Consider the following 19561-nt stretch of genomic DNA (forward strand, 5'->3'; position numbering starts at 1 on the left):
GCCATGATGATCCGCCTGAAGGTGCTCGCCGGTGGAGAGGGTAGCAGCGACCGGGTGGTTCCGCCGTCGGGCGCGCCCGCGATCCTGACGATCGCCTCGGCCGCTGCGATGGCTTTCCTTGCCGTCTTCGCGCTGGCTTTGTCGCTGGCCGCCGGACACCTGGCCGAGCGCTGGTCCGAGGCCCTGGCGCAGGGCGCGACGGTGCGCATATCGGCCCCGTCGGGTGAGATGGAAGTCAAGACCGCGCGCGTACTGGCGATTCTGGCCGAAACGCCCGGGATCGCGTCGGCCCGGGCCCTGGAGCCATCTGAGATGCAGGCGCTGCTCGCGCCGTGGTTCGGGCCCGACCTGCCGGTCGACAGCCTGCCGATACCGCAACTGATCGAGATCGCCGAGGAGGGGCAGGGTTTCGATGCCGAGGGGCTGCGGCTCCGGCTGTCGGCGGAAGTGCCCGAAGCGGTGATCGATGATCATCAGGGCTGGCGGAGGCCGCTGGTTGCGGCGGCAGGGCGGCTACGGCTTCTGGGGGGGCTCTCCATCGTCCTGATCGTCGGGACCATGGCCGCGATGGTGACGCTGGCGGCCCGTGCCGCACTTGCCGCGAACGGGCAGGTGATCCGGGTGCTGCGCCTTGTCGGCGCGCGCGATACCTTCATCGCCCGCGCCTTCGTCCGCCGCTTCACGCTCCGCGCCGTTGCCGGGGCGTTGGGCGGGACGTTGGCCGGAATGGCCGCCTTAGCACTTCTGCCCGCCGCGTCCCAGGCGGGCGGGTTCCTGACCGGGCTTGGGTTCAGCGGGGCGGGTTGGCTCACGCCGCTGGCAATTCCCGCCGTGACCGCTATCGTGGCCTTTGCCGCGACCCGCGCGGCAGCATTCCGCAGCCTCAGGGAGGTGCAATGAGACTGCTTCTGCAATATCTGCTGTCGCTGATCTTCATCGTGCAGATGTATCTGGCGATGGTGGTCTACGCGCTTTTCTGGACGCCCTTCGTGATCTTCCGGCGCGAGGCGGCCTTTGATGCGGTTCATGCCTATTGCCGCTGGGTCCGCGCCTCAGCCGCCTTTCTGGTCGGTCTGAAATCCGAAATCCGCGGCGAGGTGCCGGAAGACGAGGTGCTGATCGGCGCCAAGCATCAGAGCTTCTTCGACATCATCCTGATCGTCTCGGTCGTGCCGCGCCCGAAGTTCATCATGAAGAAGGAACTGCTGTGGACGCCCATCGTCGGATGGTATGCCAAAAGGTTGGGCTGCATTCCGGTCGACAGGGGCAAACGCGGGCAGGCGGTCAAGAAGATGGTGGCGGATGTGAAGGCGGGCACGAGCTGGCCCGGCCAGCTGATCATCTATCCGCAAGGCACCCGCGTCGCAGCAGGCGCGACACGGCCCTACAAGGTGGGCGTCGGCGTCCTTTATTCGCAACTCGGGCAGGATTGCGTACCAGCCGCCACCAATGTCGGCGTGTTCTGGCCGCGCCATGGGTTGTTGCGCAAGCCGGGCCTTGCGGTGGTGGAGTTCCTGCCGCGCATCCCGGCGGGGCTGTCGGTCGAAGAATTCATGGAGCGGATCGAGCCCGAGGTTGAAGGCGCGTCGAACCGGCTGATGGCAGAGGCGGGGTTCGTCGGACAGGAGGGCTGAAGGGTGCAGGCGATCACGTCCATCGAGGAGCTGGAGCGCCATTACGGCACGCCCGCACAGGCCTCGCTCATCAAGGTCGCGCGGCGGATGACGCCCACCTATCGCGCATGGATCGCCCGGTCGCGGCTCTGCATCCTGTCAACCGTCGGCCCCGAGGGCACCGATGCCAGCCCGCGCGGCGATGACGGCCCGGTGGTGCGCGAGATCGACCCCGGCACGCTGACCTTGCCCGACTGGAAGGGCAACAACCGAATTGACAGCTTGCGCAACATCGTCCGCGATCCGCGCGTCAGCCTGATGTTCCTTGTCCCCGGCTCGGACAATGTGGTCCGGGTGAACGGAACGGCACAAGTTACGGCGGATCAGGCCCTCTGCGACAGCTTCGCACGGGATGGCAAAAGCCCCCGAACCGTCATCCTGATCGCCATCGAAGAGGTCTATTCCCAATGCGCCCGCGCGCTGATGCGGTCGCGGGCATGGAAGGACGGAGACCAGTCTGAAGGCCTGCCGACCACCGGCGACATGCTGGCCGAGATGAGCCAGGGCACCATCGACGGCGCGGCCTATGACGCGGAATGGCCCGGGCGGGCGAAGGAGTCGCTGTGGTGACATGATGGTGCCTTGAAACAGATTCACAGTGACTCAGGAATCAGTCCGCAGGTTTTTCAAACATGTTTCCGCTCAACCCACCCACAGTGTTTCAACTGGTTTTGGTCGGAGTCGCTCTTTCGACAGCATTAGCGCTAAGGTTCGGGTGGCGTTGGCGTATTCTGTTTCTTGGCGCGGCGATTGCTCTTCCAACCGGATTTCTCTGGTCTGACCCTCCAACCGGCCAATATGCAGGATTTGCGTATCTGTTTGTGACCGGCCCTTCCATAGCCACGGCGCTTCTCGGGGCTGCCTTGGGCATCGGCATGCGATCCGGGGGCGTTCGCCCCCGGACGTCCATCGCGGTGCTTCTGAGTTTGAGTATCGCCACTGCCGGCGCGGCGCTATGGCATCAATATGTACCAAGCGCCTGCCTCAAGACACCGCTTCAGGTTCGGATCGACGGTGTTACCCTTCACCTGCCGTCGGAACTGCAACCCCGCCTGGAGCATGGTGATGAAATCAACTTTTTTGGGGTACCGCATCGAAAATCTTCTTTCGCACGCCTATGCCGGATGAGTGAGAATGGCATTCGCGCCATCGAAATGGATACCGTCTGGATCACGCCGGCGGCAAACCACCAGATGATGACGGCTGCCTGCGAGGATCGCGAGCCTCCGGCATGGTGCAACAGCTACTCATCCCAGCCCTACCGCCGGGTGGGGAAAGTGCTAATTGCGCCGAACACCGATCAAGACTTCCCACTTCCGTATTGGGAGGAGGGAGGGTCGCTCAAGACAGACCACCAAGGCGATTTAATACAGGGTTCTGTTTGTCTCCTGCCAGATGCCGGGCTAAGGACCAAGTGCTGGGTCTGGCAGCCGTTTGGTGACAGCTCCCGCTTGACGATCAGTACCAACAATCTTGACGCTGAATTCAACGAAATGCCTATAGAAGACGCTCGCGAAATGTTACGTCTGGCGCGCGAAATGACGCTTACCATCGTGAAGCCTGACTTGCGCTCTTCAGAGTGATTGTTTCCGGAGCGGAAGCTGCGCGACCCGGACAGTCAATTGCACATCGCCCGGAACGACTAAGTGCCGCAGAGTGGTTTCCGATGTCTATGCGGCCAACCCCTTGGCACCCATCGCAAGGAACTTGTCGCGGCGATCTTTGACCAGTTCGGCCGGTTTCTTGCCCGAAAGCTCCTTCAGCATCTCGCCGATGGCCGTGCCGACGCTTTCGATGGCGTCCTTGCGCATGCGCTGGGCGCCGCCGAGGGGTTCCGCGATGATCCGGTCGATGACGCCGAGTTTGTGGAGGTCCTGCGCGGTCAGGCGCAGCGCATTCGCGGCCTCGCGCATGCGTTCGGCATCCTTCCACAGGATCGAGGCGCAGCCTTCGGGCGTGATCACCGAATAGATTGAATGTTCCAGCATCGCGATACGGTTGGCCGAGGCGAAAGCCACAGCCCCGCCGGAACCGCCTTCGCCGATGATCACCGAAATCAGCGGCACGCCGATCTCCAGGCATTTCTGGGTCGAGCGCGCGATAGCCTCGGATTGCCCGCGCTCCTCGGCGCCCTTGCCGGGATAGGCGCCGGGCGTGTCGACAAGCGTGATCACCGGCAGGCCGAAGCGATGGGCGAGGTCCATCAGACGGATGGCCTTGCGGTAGCCCTCGGGCCGGGCCATGCCGAAATTGCGTTCGATCCTTGTCTTGGTGTCCGAGCCTTTTTCCTGCCCGATCACCATCACCGGCTGGTCGTTGAAGCGGGCAAGACCGCCCATCACCGCATGGTCGTCGGCAAAGTTCCGGTCACCGGCAAGGGTCGTAAACTCCGTGAACAGCGCGTCGATATAATCCTTGCAATGCGGCCGGTCCGGGTGGCGCGCGACCTGGCATTTGCGCCAGGGGTCGAGGTTCTTGTAGAGGTCCTTCAGAAGGTCTGCCGCCTTCTTGTCGAGCGCGGAGGCCTCTTTGGCGACATCCATCCCCTCATTCTTGCGCGCCAGCGCCCGAAGCTCTTCGGCCTTGCCTTCGATTTCGGCCAGCGGCTTTTCAAACTCGAGGTAGTTCATCCCGCACTCCCTGAAGGGTCAGCGGCCTATATGCCGCTCACCGGGGGGATTTGCAATGTCTTGAACCGGATCTGGTGGACGGTTCAGCCGGCGATCATCTCGGATTGCCGGACGATCACTTCGGCCTGCTTGATCGAGGCGATATCGACCAGCCGGCCTTTGTAGACCGTGGCACCTTCGCCGCGCGCCTTGGCGGCTTCCATCGCTGCAAGGATTTCGCGGGCTTCGGTCACCTGCGCCTCGGACGGCGTGAAGACATCGTTGCATAGCGCCACCTGCTTGGGGTGGATCGCCCATTTGCCGACCATGCCGAGCGTGGCCGAGCGCCGTGCCTGGGCAAGGAAGCCCTCGTCATCGGAAAAGTCGCCGAAGGGGCCGTCCACCGGCAGCACGCCATGGGTGCGGCAGGCGGCGACGATCGCGGCCTGGGCCCAGTGCCAGGGGTCGGACCAGTGTTTTTGCCCCTCGCGCACCATGTAGTAGTTTTCCTGCGTGCCGCCGATGCCCGTGGTCTGCATCCCCATGGAGGCGGCAAAATCCGCGGCACCGAGACTCATCGCCTGGAGCCGGGGACTGCTGGCTGCGATTTCCTCGGCATGGGCGATGCCGGCCGCCGATTCGATGATCACTTCCAGCGCGATGCGCTTCTTGCGGCCCTTTGCAGCCTCGATGGCCGTGGCGAGCGCGTCGACCGCATAGACGTCCGCCGCGCAGCCCACCTTCGGGATCATGATCTGGTCGAGCCGCTCGCCTGCCTGTTCCAGAAGGTCGACCACGTCGCGGTACCAATAGGGCGTATCGAGCCCGTTGATGCGGACGCTGAGATGCTTGGTGCCCCAGTCGACATCGCCGATGGCCTGAATGATATTCTTCCGCGCCCCGGGCTTGTCGTCGGGTGCAACCGAATCCTCCAGATCGAGATTGATCACATCCGCCGCCGAGGCCGCCATCTTTTCGAAGATCGCGGGGCGCGAGCCCGGGCCGAAGAGCTGGCAGCGGTTCGGGCGGGCAGGGGCGGCGGGCTGGAGGCGGAAGCTCATCGGCAGATCTCTCGGTAAGGAAGTTACGTTCGGCGTTACTGCTCGGATAGAATATTGCGCTGCAGCATGCAAGTTTCTTTCGCAAGCGCAGAAAGTCCGAAAGGGCTGCGGCGGAACGGAGGAAGGCGGGCGGGGAGTGGCATCTCATCGAAGATTCTTGCGTATACATTCGTATACACAGGACCAGATTGCGGGCGGTCCGGGTATTTCGCCCGAAATTCCCATGAATTCCATGGGAAACTGATGCACCTTTCCATCAAACGCGGGAGGCTGCCATGATCGAAACCCCCTATCTTCTTTTCCTCGGCGACGCGCCGGACCAGCTCGCCGCGAAGGTGGCGCAGGGCATCAAGGACTGGCGTCCGGAATTTGCGCTGGGCCAGTACCGCATGGAGGGCTGCAAGGCCGATATGAAGGTGCCCGATATGGACCTAGCCGAAGCCCATGCAGCGGGCGCCCGGACGCTGGTGATCGGGGTCGCCAACCGGGGCGGTGTGATCTCGGAAAGCTGGAAGGCGGTGCTGCATACGGCGCTGGAACAAGGGTTTGATATCGCCTCGGGCCTGCACAACCTCTTGCGGGACGAGGCCGATCTGGTCGCCACCGCCGCGCGGCATGGCCGTATCCTGCACGATGTGCGGGTGCCCTCGGTCAAATTCCCGATTGCCAACGGGGTGAAGCGGTCGGGCAAGCGGTGTCTGGCCGTCGGCACGGATTGCTCGGTCGGCAAGATGTATACCGCGCTGGCGATGGATGCCGAGATGCGGAAGCGGGGCATGAAGGTGAGTTTCCGCGCCACCGGCCAGACCGGTATCCTGATCACCGGCGACGGAGTGCCCTTGGATGCGGTGATTGCCGATTTTATGGCGGGGTCCATCGAATATCTGACGCCCGACAACGATCCAGACCACTGGGACCTGATCGAGGGGCAGGGGAGCCTCTTTCACGTCTCCTATTCCGGGGTGACGATGGCGCTCATCCATGGCGGCCAGCCCGATGCGCTGATCCTCTGCCACGAGCCGACACGGACCCATATGCGCGGCCTGCCGGGCTATGCGCTGCCGAGCCTTGAACAGGTGCGCGAAACGGCCCTGGCCATGGCGAAGGTTGCGAACCCGGCCTGTCAGGTCGTGGGCATTTCGGTCAATACCCAGCATCTGGGCGAGGACGAGGCGGTCGCCTATCTCGCCGGTGTGGAGAAACGGATGGGCCTTCCCGCCGTCGATCCGTTCCGCCATGGTGCCGGTCGGCTGGTGGATGCGCTGGCCGCAATATAGCCCGGGGGTGCGACCCGCGTCCTGCGGACGACGGCCCGCCCTCCCGGCCTTCGCGGGTGCCCGGAATGGAGAGGATTGTCATGGGGATTGAGGTTCGGGCCGAAAGCTTCCGGCTGGCCGAGGTGTTCACCATCTCGCGCGGTTCGCGGACCGAGGCGAAAGTGCTGACCGTGACGATTGCGCGGGACGGTCTGACCGGATGGGGCGAATGTGTGCCCTATGCGCGCTATGGCGAGACATTGGAAAGCGTGACTGCCCAGATTACCGGTCTGCCAGAAGATATCACCCGAGGAGCGCTGCAAGCCGCCTTGCCTGCCGGCGCGGCCCGCAATGCGGTCGATTGCGCGCTATGGGATCTTGAGGCGAAGCTTGCGGGCCGCCGTGTCTGGGAGCTTGCAGGCCTGCCCGCGCCGGGGCCGGAAATCACCGCCTTTACCCTGTCGCTTGATATGCCGGAAAAGATGCGCGCGGCGGCGGCGCGTCATGCCCATCGCCCGCTTCTGAAGATCAAGCTTGGTACGCCCGACGATATGGCGCGGCTGGAGGCGGTGCGCGCGGGGGCGCCTGCGACACGCATCATCGTCGATGCGAATGAGGGCTGGACGGCGGAAGTCTATTCCGACCTTGCCCCGCATCTCGTGCGTCTTGGTGTGGCATTGGTCGAACAGCCGCTGCCTGCGGGGGATGACGGGATGCTGGGCGAGATTGCGCGGCCCCTGCCGGTTTGCGCCGATGAAGCCTGTCACGACCGCGCCTCGCTTCCCGGGCTGAAGGGCAAGTATGACATGGTCAATATCAAGCTCGACAAGACCGGCGGGCTGACCGAGGCGCAGGCTTTGAAACAGGCGGCATTGGCCGAGGGCTATGGGCTGATGGTGGGCTGCATGGTGGGTTCCTCGCTCGCCATGGCGCCGGCGGTGCTGGTGGCGCAGGGGGCGGCGGTCACGGATCTCGACGGGCCGCTTCTGCTGGCCGAAGATCGCGACCATGCCTTGCATTACGATGCTGCCGGGGTGCATCCGCCCAAGGCGGCGTTGTGGGGGTGAAAACCCTTACAAGGCGGGCTTGACCTTGTCGGCACAAGGCCCGATGAAACGGCAACCGACCGGAGGAGAGCCCCATGAGCCGCATCGTCTATGTCAACGGAGACTATCTGCCCGAAGAGCAGGCGGTGGTATCGGTCTTTGACCGGGGCTTTCTGATGGCCGATGGCGTCTATGAGGTGACGAGCGTTCTGGGCGGCAAACTCATCGACTTTGCCGGGCACACCGCGCGGCTGAACCGGTCGCTGAGGGAACTTGACATGGCAAGCCCCTGTTCGGACGAGGAGCTTCTGGTGATCCATCGCGAGTTGGTGGCGCGGAACGGGATCGTGGATGGGCTCGTCTATCTTCAGGTCACGCGCGGCAATCCGGGCGACCGCGATTTCGTCTTTCCCGATCCCAAGGTCACGAAACCGACGCTGGTGCTCTTTACCCAGTCGAAGCCCGGTCTGGCCGACAGCCCGGCGGCGAAGACGGGGTGGAAGGTGATTTCCATCGACGACATCCGCTGGGGACGGCGCGATATCAAGACGACGCAGCTTCTTTACCCCTCCATGGGCAAGATGATGGCGAAGAAGGCGGGCGTGGACGATGCCTGGCTGATCGAGGACGGGCTGGTGACCGAGGGCACGTCGAACAACGCCTATATCGTCAAGGGTGGCAGGATCATTACCCGCCAGTTGTCGAACGATATCCTCCATGGCATCACCCGCGCGGCTGTCCTGCACTTTGCCGCCGAGGCGCAGATGGTTGTCGAAGAGCGCAGCTTCACGATCGACGAGGCGAAGGCGGCCGACGAGGCGTTTGTTACGTCCGCGTCGGCTTTCGTCATGCCGGTTGTCGAGATCGACGGGACGCCGCTGGGCGCAGGCAAGCCGGGGCCGGTCGCCACGCGGCTGAGGGAGATTTATCTGGAAGAGAGCCTCAAGGCGGCGGTCTGAGCCGAAACGCTTTACCGGGAGAAGATCAGGCGCTTTGCACGAGGTGCAGGGTGACGGCGGCGTAGAAGACGAGGCTCGCCGTCAGCACGAAGACATGCCAGATCGTGTAGTGGAAGGGCAGGCGTTCGAAGAGGTAAAAGGCCACGCCCGCCGTGTAAAGAAGGCCGCCGGTGACGATCAGGATCAGGACCGGGGCGGAGAGTGCGCCAAGGAACGTGCCGCCTGCGGCAAGTCCGGCCCAGCCCATGCCAAGATAGAGCGCGAGCGTCAGGGTGCGGAAGCGGTGGGGTGAGAAAAGCTTGATCCCGACGCCGGTGAGCGCCGCGGCCCATAACCCCGCGAGGAGCCAGAGGCCCTGCCCCGAAAGCAGGGTGAAGGGCGTGTAGGTGCCCGCGATCTTCACATAGATCGCAGAGTGATCGAGCCGCTTCAGCAGCTCTTCCCAGCCGGGCGCGGGGATCATGTTGTAAAGCGCCGAACAGAGGATCATCGCGATCAGCGCGAGCCCGTAGACCGTCACCCCGAGCATCGCGGTGAAATCGCCGCGCAGGAAAGCTGCGGCAGTGATCAGCACCGGGACCGCGATCAGCACAAGCGTCAGCCCTGAGGCGTGGATCACCGCATCCGTGAGCCTTTCGGCCCGGCTGTAACCCGTGCGTTCGTTCAGAAGCTGCATGGTGAAAGTCTATCAGGCGGCGGTATTCCAGACTATGGCGGGGCCCGTAAACATTTGGTGTCAGGCGTGACATACCTGCGTGATCGGGGCGCCCGGCCCTGCTTCCCATCAGGTTTCACTGCCGCTACTGTCACGGGCAAAGAGAGGTGAATCCATGCGCTGTGTCTTCGTCCAGTTCCGTTGTCATCCCGGCCAGACCTATACCGTTGCTGATGCGATCTATGACCGCGAGGTTGTCTCGGAGCTTTATTCGACCTCGGGCGACTACGACCTGATGGCCAAGGTCTATATCCCCGAGGATGAGGATGTAGGCCATTGGCTGAACGAGAAGCTTTTTGACATTGCCGGCATCAGCCGGACACTGACGACGATGACGTTCAAGGCGTTCTGAGGTGGCGCGCACGATCGTCGTCACCGGTGCTTCGGCCGGGATCGGGCGGGCGGTGTCCGAGCGGTTCCTCGCGGGGGGCTGGAACGTCGCGATGATCGCGCGGCGGGGGGATGTGCTTGAGGAAATCGCCGAAGGCCATGACAGCGCCCAGCCACTGGCCTGCGATGTAGCCGATGCAACTGCGGTCGATGGGGCATTTGCGGCGGCGGCCGAGCGCTTTGGCCGGGTCGATGCGCTGTTCAACAATGCAGGCATCATGCGGCCGGGCGGGCTGATTGACGAGATTCCGCTTTCCGACTGGACCGACATTCTGGCCGTGAACCTGACCGGCATGTTCCACGCTGCCCGCGCGGCCTTTCGCCAGATGCGGGCGCAGGAACCGCAGGGCGGGCGGATCATCAACAACGGGTCCATTTCCGCACATGCGCCTCGGCCCGGTTCGGTCTGTTACACAACGACGAAACACGCGGTGACGGGGCTTACGAAGACGCTGGCGCTGGATGGCCGCCCCTTCGGCATCGCCTGTGGCCAGATTGATATCGGCAATGCCCACACGGAACTGGCCGCGAAGATCGCTGCGGGCGTGCCGCAGGCCGATGGCAGCATCCGGGCCGAGCCGATGATGGATGTGGCAGATGTGGCGGGAACCGTGTGGTCGATGGCGACCCTGCCGCCCGGCGCCAATATGCTGTCGGTCACGGTGATGGCGACCAACATGCCCTTTGTCGGGCGTGGCTGATTAGCCCTTGAAGTAGCGGAAGATCGCCGAGGCGCCCCAGCCCGCGACAATCGCAATGAAAAGCGACAGGAGCCCGTAGACCAGCGGCTGGTCATGCGCGAGGCGGTAGAGGAACCGCTCCAGCCCGACCTTCTGCACGGCAAGGTTGGTCGTATAGCTGGTGATCACCTGCCGGTCGCGGGTCAGGTAGAGTGTGACCTTGTAAGTTCCCTCGGTCAGGTTCGCGGGCAGCGTGACGGCGGTTTTGAAGAGCGTCTGGTCGAAAAAGGCGATTGTACTCGGTCGCGCCTGATAGCTGCCATTCGCCGCCTTGATCCGCATCAGTGCATTGGTGAATTCGTGCGAATCCAGAACATGTTGCGGTGCGCCGACCGAGCGGATCGCGCGGGGAATGGAGATCTTGTAGCGCAGATCCTCGGTATCCGAGAGGATCTGGTTCAGGGGGCGCGAGGTGGCGATGGCGTAGAAGGAGGGGGCACTGTCGATCTCGACCGAGTCGGTGTTGATCCAGATCCCCGCGACCTTTTCCTTGCGCCTTACGGTGACCGGTTTCGATGGGCCTGCGACGGTGATGATCACGGACAGTGGCTCGGTGATCGAAATCGGCGTTTCGCGTTTGACCGCGCCATAAAGGATGAGTTCGGAGCCGTCGAAATCGGCGGTGATCGGAACCTGCCGCTGGCTGAGATCGGCGACGATTTCCTCTTGCGCCGCGCCGGGCAGGGCCAGCGCGGACAGGAGCATCGCAAGGGCAATAAGACCGCGCATCATCCGTGCCCCGCCGGTCCGATGGTGTAAAGTTCTGACGGCATGATCAGCAGGTCGAGCGCCAGCTTCAGGCAGACCGCGAGCACCATCATGGCAAGGAGGATGCGCAACTGTTCGGCCTTGAGCCGTGTGCCGATCATAGCGCCGAACTGGGCACCGATGACCCCACCAACCAAGAGGAGCACCGCGAGCGGCATGTCCACGGTGAAGTTCGTCGTGGCATGCAGAAGCGTGGTGAAGGCGGTCACAAAGATGATCTGGAAGAGCGATGTGCCGACGACGACCTTCGTGGGCATGCCCAGAAGGTAGATCATCGCGGGCACCATGATGAAGCCGCCGCCGACGCCCATGATCGCCGCCAGAATGCCGACCAGAACGCCGACGACCATGGGAGGGATCACGGAGATATAAAGCCCCGAGGTGCGGAACTTCATCTTGAATGGCAGGTTATGGATCCAGTTGTGTTTCTTGCGCACCGGCACCGCGCCGGGTTTGCGTGACCGCCGGATCGCGTTCAGACTTTCGACGAACATCAGGGCGCCGATGATGCCGAGGAAGACGACGTAGCAGAGCTTGACCAGCAGATCGACCTGGCCGAGGCTTTTCAGGAAATTGAATAGCTGGACGCCAAGCGCCGCGCCGATCAGGCCGCCGATCAGAAGAACCGTTCCCATCCTGAGATCGACGGTCTTGCGTTTGAGATGCGCGAGGACGCCCGAGAAGGAGGAGGCGACGATCTGGTTCGCCTCGGTCGCGACGGCAACCGCCGGGGGGATGCCGATGAAAAAGAGAAGCGGCGTCATCAGAAAGCCGCCGCCCACTCCGAACATGCCCGAAAGCATGCCAACGATACCGCCCAGCCCCAAAAGCAGGAACGCATTGACCGAAACCTCGGCGATGGGGAGGTAAATCTGCATTAGAACGCGGTACCGGACGGCAAAAGATCCCTTGACCACTCATGCCCCCATGTGGGGCCAGTGTCAAACCGTTGCGGCGCTTGTCTTTAGGCCAGTTGCAAAATCCGCATAAGGCCAAATATCCGGTTCAGCGTTCCTTGACGTAAGGCTCTCCGCCGGCGCGTGGCGGAATGGCCCGTCCGACAAAGCCCGCAAGCACGATGACCGTCAGGATATAGGGCAGCGCATCAAGGGCCGGGACCGGCACGTCGAAGCCAAGCGTGCCCTTGATCACGTCGGGCCTGAGCGCCAGCGCCTGGAAGAATCCGAAGAGAAGCGTGGCCATAAGCGCGTACCACGGCCGCCACTTGGCGAAGATCAGCGCGGCGAGCGCGATATAGCCGCGACCTGCGGTCATTTCCTTGCCGAAGCCGGTTTGCAGGCCCGCAGCCATATAGGCCCCGGCAAGCCCGCAGAGCACGCCGGTGATGATCACGGCGGTGTAGCGCAGCCGGACGACCGAGATGCCGGCCGTGTCGACCGAGGCGGGGTTCTCGCCCACCGCGCGCAGGCGCAGACCGAAACGGGTGCGGAAGAGCGCCCACCATGTGAGCGGCACACAGAGCAGCGCGATATAGACGAGCGCGCCGTGGCCCGAGATGACCTCGGCATAGAACGGGCCAAGGATAGGTACGCCGGACAGCGCCTCGGCGAAGGGCAGTTCGATCGGGTTGAAGCGGGCTGGGCCGGAGAGCGGCGGCGTCCGCCCACCCTGCCGGAACAGCGACTGGGCGATGAGGACGGTGATGCCGGAGGCCACGAAGTTGAGTGCGACGCCCGAGATAAGCTGATTGCCCCGGAAGGTGATCGAGGCGACGCCATGGATCAGCGCGAAGATCATCGACCCGGCGATGCCCGCCAGAAGCCCGATCCAGACCGAACCGGTCAGCGCGGCGACCGCGCCGGTGCACATCGCGGCCATCAGCATCTTGCCCTCAAGCCCGATGTCGAAGATGCCCGAGCGTTCGGAGTAAAGCCCGGCAAGGCAGGCCAGAAGCAGCGGCGTGGCCAGCCGCATGGTGGAGTCGAGGATCTGGATGAGCGTTGCGAAATCCATCACGCCACCTGAGTTCTGCGGGGAGCGAAAAAGAGCCCGAGCAACATGCGGACCATGTGGTCGAGCGCGCCGGTGAAGAGGATCACGAGGCCCTGCACAACGGTCCTGAGTTCGATCGGGATCGAGGTCCAGAGCCCCAGTTCCGCCCCGCCCTGAAAGAGAAAGCCGAATAGGATCGCGGCAAGGAAAACGCCGATCGGATGGTTGCGCCCCATGAGCGCCACTGCGATACCGATGAAGCCCGCGCCCTCGGTCGAGTTCTGGAGGAGCCTTTCGCTTTCGCCCATCACGTTGTTGATCGACATGAGGCCCGCCAGCCCGCCCGAGATCAGCATGGCGATCATCGTCACCCTGAACGGAGAGATGCCAGCATAAAGCGCGGCCGGTTCGGACCGGCCGAAAGCGCGGATTTCATAGCCGAGCCTTGTGCGCCACAGCAGAAGCCAGACCAGCCAGCAGGCGAGAAGTGCGACGAAAAGCGTGACATTGGCCGGGATCTGCTTGTCGAAGAGGATGCTCAGCCCCGGGATTTCATGCAGGGTCGGCAGGTTCGTCGCCGCGGGGAAGCGGGCGGTGGCCGGGTCCATCTGGCCCGCGGGGCGCAGGACATTGACCAGCATGTAGACGATCAGCGCGGCGGCGATGTAGTTGAACATGATCGTGGTGATCACGACATGGCTGCCGCGCTTGGCCTGAAGATAGGCGGGGATCGCCGCCCAGGCGGCACCGAACAAGGCGCCGGCAATCATCGCGCCGGGCAGCGCCAGCGTCCAGTGTGGCCAGGGGATGAAAAGGCAGACGAGGGCCACGCCGAGCCCGCCGAGCTGCGCCTGCCCCTCGCCGCCGATATTGAAGAGCGAGGCATGGAAGGCGACCGTCACTGCAAGGCCGGTGAACATGAAGCTTGTGGCGTAATACAGCGTATAGCCCCAGCCATAGGCGGAGCCGAGCGCCCCGGTGACCATGGTGCGTAAAGCCTCCATCGGACTTTGGCCGATGGCAAGGATGACGAGGGCCGAGATGATTCCCGCCAGTAGCAGGCTGATCAGCGGGACGAGGACCAGATCGGCCCAGCGTGGCAATCTGGTCATTACGCGGCCTCCCCGGTCTTGCCGTCGGTGATCCCGGCCATCAGCAGGCCAAGCTCACGTTCATTGGTCCCTTCGGGCAGGCGTTCGCCCATGATCTTACCGTCGAACATCACGGCGATGCGGTCCGACAGGCTCATGATCTCGTCCAATTCGACGCTGACCAGCAGCACGGCTTTGCCCGCGTCGCGCAGTTCCACGATGCGCTTGTGGATGAACTCGATCGCGCCGATATCGACGCCGCGCGTCGGCTGGCCGACCAGCAGCAGGTCCGGGTTCCGCTCGATCTCGCGCGCGAGGATGATCTTCTGCTGGTTGCCGCCCGAGAAACTTTTGGCCGAAAGCGTCGGAATCGGCGGACGGACGTCGAAGCGTTCCATCTTGCCCTTGGTGTTTTCAAGGATGGCATCGTTGTCCATCAGCCAGCGGTTCTTCTGGTAGGCCGGGTCGTGGTGATAGCCGAAGGCGGTGTTTTCCCAGGCCGAGAAATCCATGATCATGCCCAGATGCTGGCGGTCCTCCGGCACATGGGCAATGCCGCGCGCGCGGCGCGACTGGCCGTCGGAATGCTGGCCGGTGAGGTCGATCTGGTCGCCGTTCAGCCGGATAATACCGGTGCCGCGGGCGATACCGCCGAGAACGGCCAGAAGTTCGGACTGGCCGTTGCCCGCGACGCCTGCGATGCCGAGAATCTCGCCCGCGCAGATCTTGAGCGAGATGCCCTTCAGCCGCTCGACCTTGTCTTCATCCACGACGCGCAGGTTTTCGACCTCCAGCACGACCCTGCCGGGCTGGGCGGGCGTTTTCGCGACATCGAGCAGCACCTTGCGGCCAACCATCAGCTCGGCCAGCTCCTCGGGGCTCGTCTCGGCGGTCTTGACGGTCGCCGTCATTTCGCCCCGCCGCATGACGCTGACGGTGTCGGTGATCTCCATGATCTCGCGCAGCTTGTGGGTGATCAGAATGATCGTCTTGCCCTGTTCCTTAAGGTTTCTCAGGATGCGGAACAGGTGGTCCGCCTCGGCGGGTGTCAGCACGCCCGTCGGTTCATCCAGGATCAGGATATCGGCATGGCGGTAGAGCGCCTTGAGGATTTCGACCCGCTGTTGGTGGCCGACGCTAAGTTCTTCGATCACCTCGTCGGGATCGACATCGAGTTCATATTCCGCGGCCAGTTCGCCCAGCACCTTGCGGGCCTTGGCAAGCGAGGGGCGCAGGAGCGCGCCGTCTTCGGCGCCGAGAATGACATTCTCAAGCACCGAGAAATTCTGCACCAGTTTGAAATGCTGGAAGACCATGCCGATGCCGGCGCGGATCGCGGCCTGGCTGTCGGGGATGGCGGTGGGAGTGCCGTTGATCAGGATCTGGCCTGAATCGGCCTTGTAGAAGCCGTAGAGGATCGACATCAGCGTGGATTTGCCCGCGCCGTTTTCGCCGATGATGCCGTGGATCGTGCCCTTGGCGACGCGGATCGAGATGTCCTTGTTGGCCTGAACCGGGCCGAAGGCTTTCGATATTCCGCGAAGCTCGATGGCCGGAGCGGCAGTGGCCTGCCGCTCCTTTCCCGTGTCCCCCGTCATGACACTGCTCAGTTAACCGGGCAGCTGTCGTCGGTCATGTAGTCGTGCACCGCGATCTCACCCGAGGTGATCTTGGCGGCGGCGTCATCGACAGCGGCCTTCATCTCGTCCGAGACCAGCGAGGCGTTGTTGTCGTCGAGCGCATAGCCGACACCGCCTGAGGCGAGGTCCATGATCTGAACGCCACCTTCGATATCGGTGCCTGCCTTGAACGCCTCGTAGACGGCGTTGTCGACGCGTTTCAGCATCGAGGTCAGGACCTGACCGGGATGCAGGTGGTTCTGGTTCGAATCGACGCCGATCGAGAGGATGCCCTCATCAGCCGCGGCCTGAAGCACACCGATGCCGGTGCCCCCTGCGGCGGCATAGATCACGTCGGCGCCCTGCGATTTCTGCGCCTTGGCGATTTCACCGCCCTTGACGGGATCGTTCCATGCGGCCGGGGTCGAACCGGTCATGTTCTGGATGATCGTCGCATCCGGGTTTGCGGCCTTGACGCCCTGCACATAGCCGCAGGCGAATTTGCGGATCAGCGGAACATCCATGCCACCGATGAAGCCGACGGTGCCGGTTTTCGACGCCATCGCGGCCATCATGCCGACCAGATAGCTGCCCTCATGCTCGGCAAAGCTGATCTGGCGCACGTTCGGGAAGTCGAGCCAGTCGACGTCGATGATCACGAACTTGGTGTCCGGGAAGTCGGGGGCGACCTGGCCCAGAACGTCGCCGAAGGCGAAGCCGGTCATGACGACAGGGTTGGCGCCCGACTCGGCCAGACGGCGGAGCGCCTGTTCGCGCTGCGCCTCGGACTGCATTTCCAGTTCCTTGTAGGTGCCGCCGGTTTCGGTCTTCCAGCGTTCGGCGCCGTTGAAGGCGGCTTCGTTGAACGACTTGTCGAACTTGCCGCCGAGGTCAAAAATGATGGCGGGATCGGCAGCCGCGAAGCCGGCCGAAAGCGCGAGCGTTGCGGCCGCGCCGAGGAATGTCTTCATGAGGGTCATGGATCGCTCCCAGTTTGGTTATGCGTATCCGCATCCTGATGGCCCAATTGGCCGTTCGCGCGGATTGCGTCCGATTAGGGCGGATGCGCAGGAGGCGGTCAATAGCTATTTGGGGTGACGGAGGGTCGGTTTGACCTTTTGGTCAGGAATTTGCCGGTGCCGGGGACAGGGCGCGGGCGAGGATGAGCGCGTCGATCTTTTTTCCGTCGGGTTTGACGTAGTAACCCGGCCTGCGCCCGGTCTCGGCGAATCCGGCGCTGGCATAGAGCGCGTTGGCGGCATGGTTGTCGGCGGCAACTTCGAGAAAGGCCGTCGTGGCACCGCGCGCTCGGGCTTCGCTGAGGAAGGTGGCGACAAGTCCGGTGCCAAGGCCACGGCCCCGGGCTTCGGGCCGCACGGCAACTGTCAGTAGTTCAGCCTCGTCGGTGATGACGCGGCCGATGAGGAACCCGTCCGGTTCGGTGATCAGGAACGCCTGCGGCCCGGAAAGGAGGTCGGCGATTTCCGCCGCATTCCACGGGCGTGGCGTGGAGAACGCGGCGGCATGGATCGCGGCCAGCTCTTCCGGTGAGATGGTCACGGCAGAATGACCGGTGGCGCCTCACGCGGCGGCGCGGCATCGGCGGGACGGATGTAGAGCGGGGCGGGCCGGACGGGCGTGTCGCGCCAGCGGCGGGCAGCGATGCGGGCGATATGCACCGCCTGTTGATCGGCTGGAACGGCATCAAGCCGCAGGGTGGGGGCGTCGAGTGTCGTCACGTCGGCCTCGGGCAGAAGCTCCGGTTTCCCGGGGTCACCGCCAAGGCGCTGGGCATAGACCATGCCACGTGGCGCGGGGATTATCGCCCAATGGGGCGCGGTGTGGTCGGGCGCGGTGGCCTCGAAGCCTGACACGCCGACAGCAGGGATGCCGAGCGACAAGGCCAGTCCGCGCGCGGCGGCGACCGAAATGCGGATGCCGGTGAAGTTGCCGGGACCCGTACCAACGCCGATTGCTCTGAGGTCAGACCATGTCCGCCTTCTTTCGCGCAGCATCTCTTCCAGCATCGGCATCAGCCGTTCCGCCTGCCCGCGCCCCATCTCCTCAGCCCGCGCTGCGATCACGGTTTCGCCAGACAGCAAAGCGGCCGCGCAATGCGCGGCCGATGTGTCGAAGGCAAGGATAAGCGTGTCAGGCGGCAACGGGCCGCACCTCGACCACTTCGGGTATGTAGTGACGCAGCAGGTTCTCGATCCCCATCTTCAGCGTGAGGGTCGAGGACGGGCAGCCGGCGCAGGCGCCCTGCATGTGCAGATAGACGATGCCCCGGTCGAAGCCGTGGAAGGTGATGTCGCCGCCATCCTGCGCCACGGCGGGCCGCACGCGGGTGTCGAGAAGTTCCTTGATCTGCTTGACGATCTCGCCGTCCGGCCCGTCATGGGCGGCATGGGCGCTTTCGGCCTGCTCGCCCTCGATCACCGGCTGGCCGGACTGGAAATGCTCCATGATCGCGCCGAGAATCGCGGGCTTGATGTGGTCCCACATGACCGCTTCGGCCTTGGTCACGGTGACGAAATCGGTGCCGAGGAAGACGCCGGTCACGCCATCGACCGCGAAGATTCGCCTGGCCAGAGGCGACTTGTCCGCCGTGTCGGCCTGCGGGAAATCTGCCGTGCCGGTGCCAAGGACGGACTGGCCGGGCAGGAATTTCAGAGTCGCGGGGTTCGGCGTGGATTCGGTCTGGATGAACATGGGGGCAGCCTCCGTTGCGCATCTGATATGCGCCCCGATGGGGGTCAAGTCAAGGTTTGGAATGGTTCTAAACTGGGCGACTTGTAGCTCCCCGACCCGGGCGGTAGGACTTCGGTCGGGGAGGGGTGCCGGATGAGCCTGATCGTTTTCCTGTCGGTTCTCGGTGCGGCGCTTCTGCACGCAAGCTGGAATGCGCTGGTGCGCGTGGGCGCGAGCCGGGTCGGCACGATGATGGTGCTGTCGGGTGTGCAGGGTCTGATTGGTCTGGTCATCGCCATGACGATGGACTGGCCCGGCGCGGCGGTCTGGCCCTGGCTGGTCGCCTCGGGCGTAGTCCATTCGGCCTACAAGATCTTCCTGACCTTCGCCTATGAACATGGCGATCTGAGCCGGGTCTATCCCTTGGCGCGCGGCACCGCGCCGATGATAACGCTGATGGTCGGCGCGCTCTGGCTGGGCGAAGCTGTGTCGATGAACGAAACGTCGGGGATCGTCGTCCTTGGCGTCGGCATCCTTGCATTGGCGCGCGGGGTCTGGACCTCTGGCGAGTCGCGGCGGATGCTGCCTTTCGCCTTCGGGGCGGCCTGCGCGACGGCGGGCTATACGGTTGTCGACGGGCTGGGCGCACGGGTGGCGGGCGATGCGGCCCTCTTCGTCGCGTGGCTTTTCGTGCTGGACGGGATCATCTTTGCCGCCGCGATGCTGGCGCTGAGGGGGCGCAGTTCGATACCCCACGGCTGGCGGGTCTGGACGGCCGGGAGCCTCGGGGCAGCAGCCTCATACGGCTCATACGCGGTGGCGGTCTGGGCGATGACGCTGGCGCCGATCGCGCTTGTGGCGGCTCTCAGGGAAACCTCGATCCTTTTTGGGGTGCTGATCGGCTGGCTGGCTTTCGGCGAGCGGATGACGCCCGGCAAGGCGCTGTCGGTCGCGCTGATCGCGGCGGGCGTGGTGCTGACGCGAATCTGA

At 64.0% G+C, this 19561-nt stretch carries 22 protein-coding genes; 10 read left to right on the top strand and 12 right to left on the bottom strand.

Annotated elements, in window-relative coordinates; all coding sequences use genetic code 11:
- Nucleotides 1-3: 3 nt before the first annotated feature.
- The 4 genes from QKW60_RS08635 to QKW60_RS08650 all read left to right on the top strand — a co-directional run bounded on the left by QKW60_RS08635 (nucleotide 4) and on the right by QKW60_RS08650 (nucleotide 3256).
- A complete protein-coding gene (locus QKW60_RS08635; RefSeq protein WP_282368661.1) occupies nucleotides 4-900 on the top strand; it encodes a cell division protein FtsX in 897 nt (298 codons plus the stop codon).
- Entirely contained in the window at nucleotides 897-1634 is a 738-nt protein-coding gene (locus QKW60_RS08640; RefSeq protein ID WP_282368037.1) for a lysophospholipid acyltransferase family protein, read from the top strand. Before QKW60_RS08635 ends, QKW60_RS08640 begins: the two co-directional genes overlap by 4 nt.
- Before the next feature lie 3 nt (nucleotides 1635-1637).
- On the top strand, nucleotides 1638-2243 hold the full coding sequence (locus QKW60_RS08645; RefSeq protein WP_282368039.1) for a pyridoxamine 5'-phosphate oxidase family protein: 606 nt from the start codon (nucleotides 1638-1640) through the stop codon (nucleotides 2241-2243).
- Between the two features lie 62 nt (nucleotides 2244-2305).
- Entirely contained in the window at nucleotides 2306-3256 is a 951-nt protein-coding gene (locus tag QKW60_RS08650) for a hypothetical protein (RefSeq protein WP_282368041.1), read from the top strand.
- Nucleotides 3257-3343: 87 nt separating this feature from the next.
- Here QKW60_RS08650 and QKW60_RS08655 read toward each other — a convergent pair whose 3' ends face one another.
- A complete protein-coding gene (locus QKW60_RS08655) occupies nucleotides 3344-4303 on the bottom strand; it encodes an acetyl-CoA carboxylase carboxyltransferase subunit alpha (protein ID WP_282368043.1) in 960 nt (319 codons plus the stop codon).
- 83 nt (nucleotides 4304-4386) lie between these two features.
- Nucleotides 4387-5343, bottom strand: a complete 957-nt coding sequence (locus QKW60_RS08660; RefSeq protein ID WP_282368046.1) for an L-malyl-CoA/beta-methylmalyl-CoA lyase — start codon at nucleotides 5341-5343, stop codon at nucleotides 4387-4389.
- 275 nt (nucleotides 5344-5618) lie between these two features.
- Here QKW60_RS08660 and dgcN point away from each other — a divergent pair, with 275 nt between their 5' ends.
- From dgcN to QKW60_RS08675, 3 genes are all read left to right on the top strand, one after another.
- Nucleotides 5619-6620 (top strand): N-acetyltransferase DgcN, encoded by a 1002-nt coding sequence (dgcN, locus tag QKW60_RS08665; protein WP_282368049.1) that lies wholly within the window; start codon nucleotides 5619-5621, stop codon nucleotides 6618-6620.
- A 65-nt stretch (nucleotides 6621-6685) separates the two neighbouring features.
- The gene (gene dgcA / locus QKW60_RS08670) at nucleotides 6686-7666 is read left to right on the top strand and encodes an N-acetyl-D-Glu racemase DgcA (protein ID WP_419762664.1); all 981 of its coding nucleotides are present in this window, start codon (nucleotides 6686-6688) and stop codon (nucleotides 7664-7666) included.
- Nucleotides 7667-7740: 74 nt separating this feature from the next.
- Nucleotides 7741-8604, top strand: coding sequence for a D-amino-acid transaminase (locus QKW60_RS08675; RefSeq protein ID WP_282368050.1), 864 nt, complete (start codon nucleotides 7741-7743; stop codon nucleotides 8602-8604).
- 25 nt (nucleotides 8605-8629) lie between these two features.
- Here QKW60_RS08675 and trhA read toward each other — a convergent pair whose 3' ends face one another.
- Nucleotides 8630-9280: a PAQR family membrane homeostasis protein TrhA gene (gene trhA, locus QKW60_RS08680; RefSeq protein ID WP_282368052.1), complete on the bottom strand. Its 651-nt coding sequence runs from the start codon at nucleotides 9278-9280 to the stop codon at nucleotides 8630-8632.
- Between the two features lie 154 nt (nucleotides 9281-9434).
- Here trhA and QKW60_RS08685 point away from each other — a divergent pair, with 154 nt between their 5' ends.
- Both QKW60_RS08685 and QKW60_RS08690 read left to right on the top strand, forming a co-directional pair.
- Nucleotides 9435-9671: an Lrp/AsnC ligand binding domain-containing protein gene (locus tag QKW60_RS08685; protein WP_282368054.1), complete on the top strand. Its 237-nt coding sequence runs from the start codon at nucleotides 9435-9437 to the stop codon at nucleotides 9669-9671.
- Nucleotide 9672: 1 nt separating this feature from the next.
- Nucleotides 9673-10410 (top strand): SDR family oxidoreductase, encoded by a 738-nt coding sequence (locus QKW60_RS08690; protein WP_282368056.1) that lies wholly within the window; start codon nucleotides 9673-9675, stop codon nucleotides 10408-10410.
- Here the strand turns inward: QKW60_RS08690 and QKW60_RS08695 are convergent, their stop codons facing one another.
- From QKW60_RS08695 to QKW60_RS08735, 9 genes are all read right to left on the bottom strand, one after another.
- A complete protein-coding gene (locus QKW60_RS08695) occupies nucleotides 10411-11178 on the bottom strand; it encodes a TIGR02186 family protein (RefSeq protein ID WP_419762665.1) in 768 nt (255 codons plus the stop codon).
- On the bottom strand, nucleotides 11178-12095 hold the full coding sequence (locus QKW60_RS08700) for a sulfite exporter TauE/SafE family protein (RefSeq protein WP_282368059.1): 918 nt from the start codon (nucleotides 12093-12095) through the stop codon (nucleotides 11178-11180). Before QKW60_RS08700 ends, QKW60_RS08695 begins: the two co-directional genes overlap by 1 nt.
- Before the next feature lie 127 nt (nucleotides 12096-12222).
- A complete protein-coding gene (locus tag QKW60_RS08705; protein WP_282368060.1) occupies nucleotides 12223-13191 on the bottom strand; it encodes an ABC transporter permease in 969 nt (322 codons plus the stop codon).
- A complete protein-coding gene (locus QKW60_RS08710; RefSeq protein ID WP_282368062.1) occupies nucleotides 13191-14282 on the bottom strand; it encodes an ABC transporter permease in 1092 nt (363 codons plus the stop codon). Before QKW60_RS08710 ends, QKW60_RS08705 begins: the two co-directional genes overlap by 1 nt.
- Nucleotides 14282-15859: an ABC transporter ATP-binding protein gene (locus tag QKW60_RS08715; protein ID WP_282368064.1), complete on the bottom strand. Its 1578-nt coding sequence runs from the start codon at nucleotides 15857-15859 to the stop codon at nucleotides 14282-14284. Before QKW60_RS08715 ends, QKW60_RS08710 begins: the two co-directional genes overlap by 1 nt.
- Nucleotides 15860-15867: 8 nt before the next feature.
- Nucleotides 15868-16860: a BMP family lipoprotein gene (locus QKW60_RS08720; protein WP_282368066.1), complete on the bottom strand. Its 993-nt coding sequence runs from the start codon at nucleotides 16858-16860 to the stop codon at nucleotides 15868-15870.
- Nucleotides 16861-17002: 142 nt separating this feature from the next.
- Entirely contained in the window at nucleotides 17003-17440 is a 438-nt protein-coding gene (gene rimI / locus QKW60_RS08725; protein ID WP_419762666.1) for a ribosomal protein S18-alanine N-acetyltransferase, read from the bottom strand.
- A complete protein-coding gene (gene tsaB / locus QKW60_RS08730; protein WP_282368067.1) occupies nucleotides 17437-18042 on the bottom strand; it encodes a tRNA (adenosine(37)-N6)-threonylcarbamoyltransferase complex dimerization subunit type 1 TsaB in 606 nt (201 codons plus the stop codon). The genes rimI and tsaB overlap by 4 nt, the downstream gene beginning before the upstream one ends.
- Nucleotides 18032-18592 (bottom strand): NifU family protein, encoded by a 561-nt coding sequence (locus QKW60_RS08735; protein WP_282368068.1) that lies wholly within the window; start codon nucleotides 18590-18592, stop codon nucleotides 18032-18034. The genes tsaB and QKW60_RS08735 overlap by 11 nt, the downstream gene beginning before the upstream one ends.
- A 132-nt stretch (nucleotides 18593-18724) precedes the next feature.
- On the opposite strand from QKW60_RS08735, the gene QKW60_RS08740 reads away from it, so the two are divergent.
- Nucleotides 18725-19561: an EamA family transporter gene (locus tag QKW60_RS08740; RefSeq protein ID WP_282368069.1), complete on the top strand. Its 837-nt coding sequence runs from the start codon at nucleotides 18725-18727 to the stop codon at nucleotides 19559-19561.

This window comes from Albidovulum aestuarii, assembly GCF_029961185.1.
GTDB classification, from domain to species: Bacteria; Pseudomonadota; Alphaproteobacteria; order Rhodobacterales; family Rhodobacteraceae; genus Albidovulum; species Albidovulum aestuarii.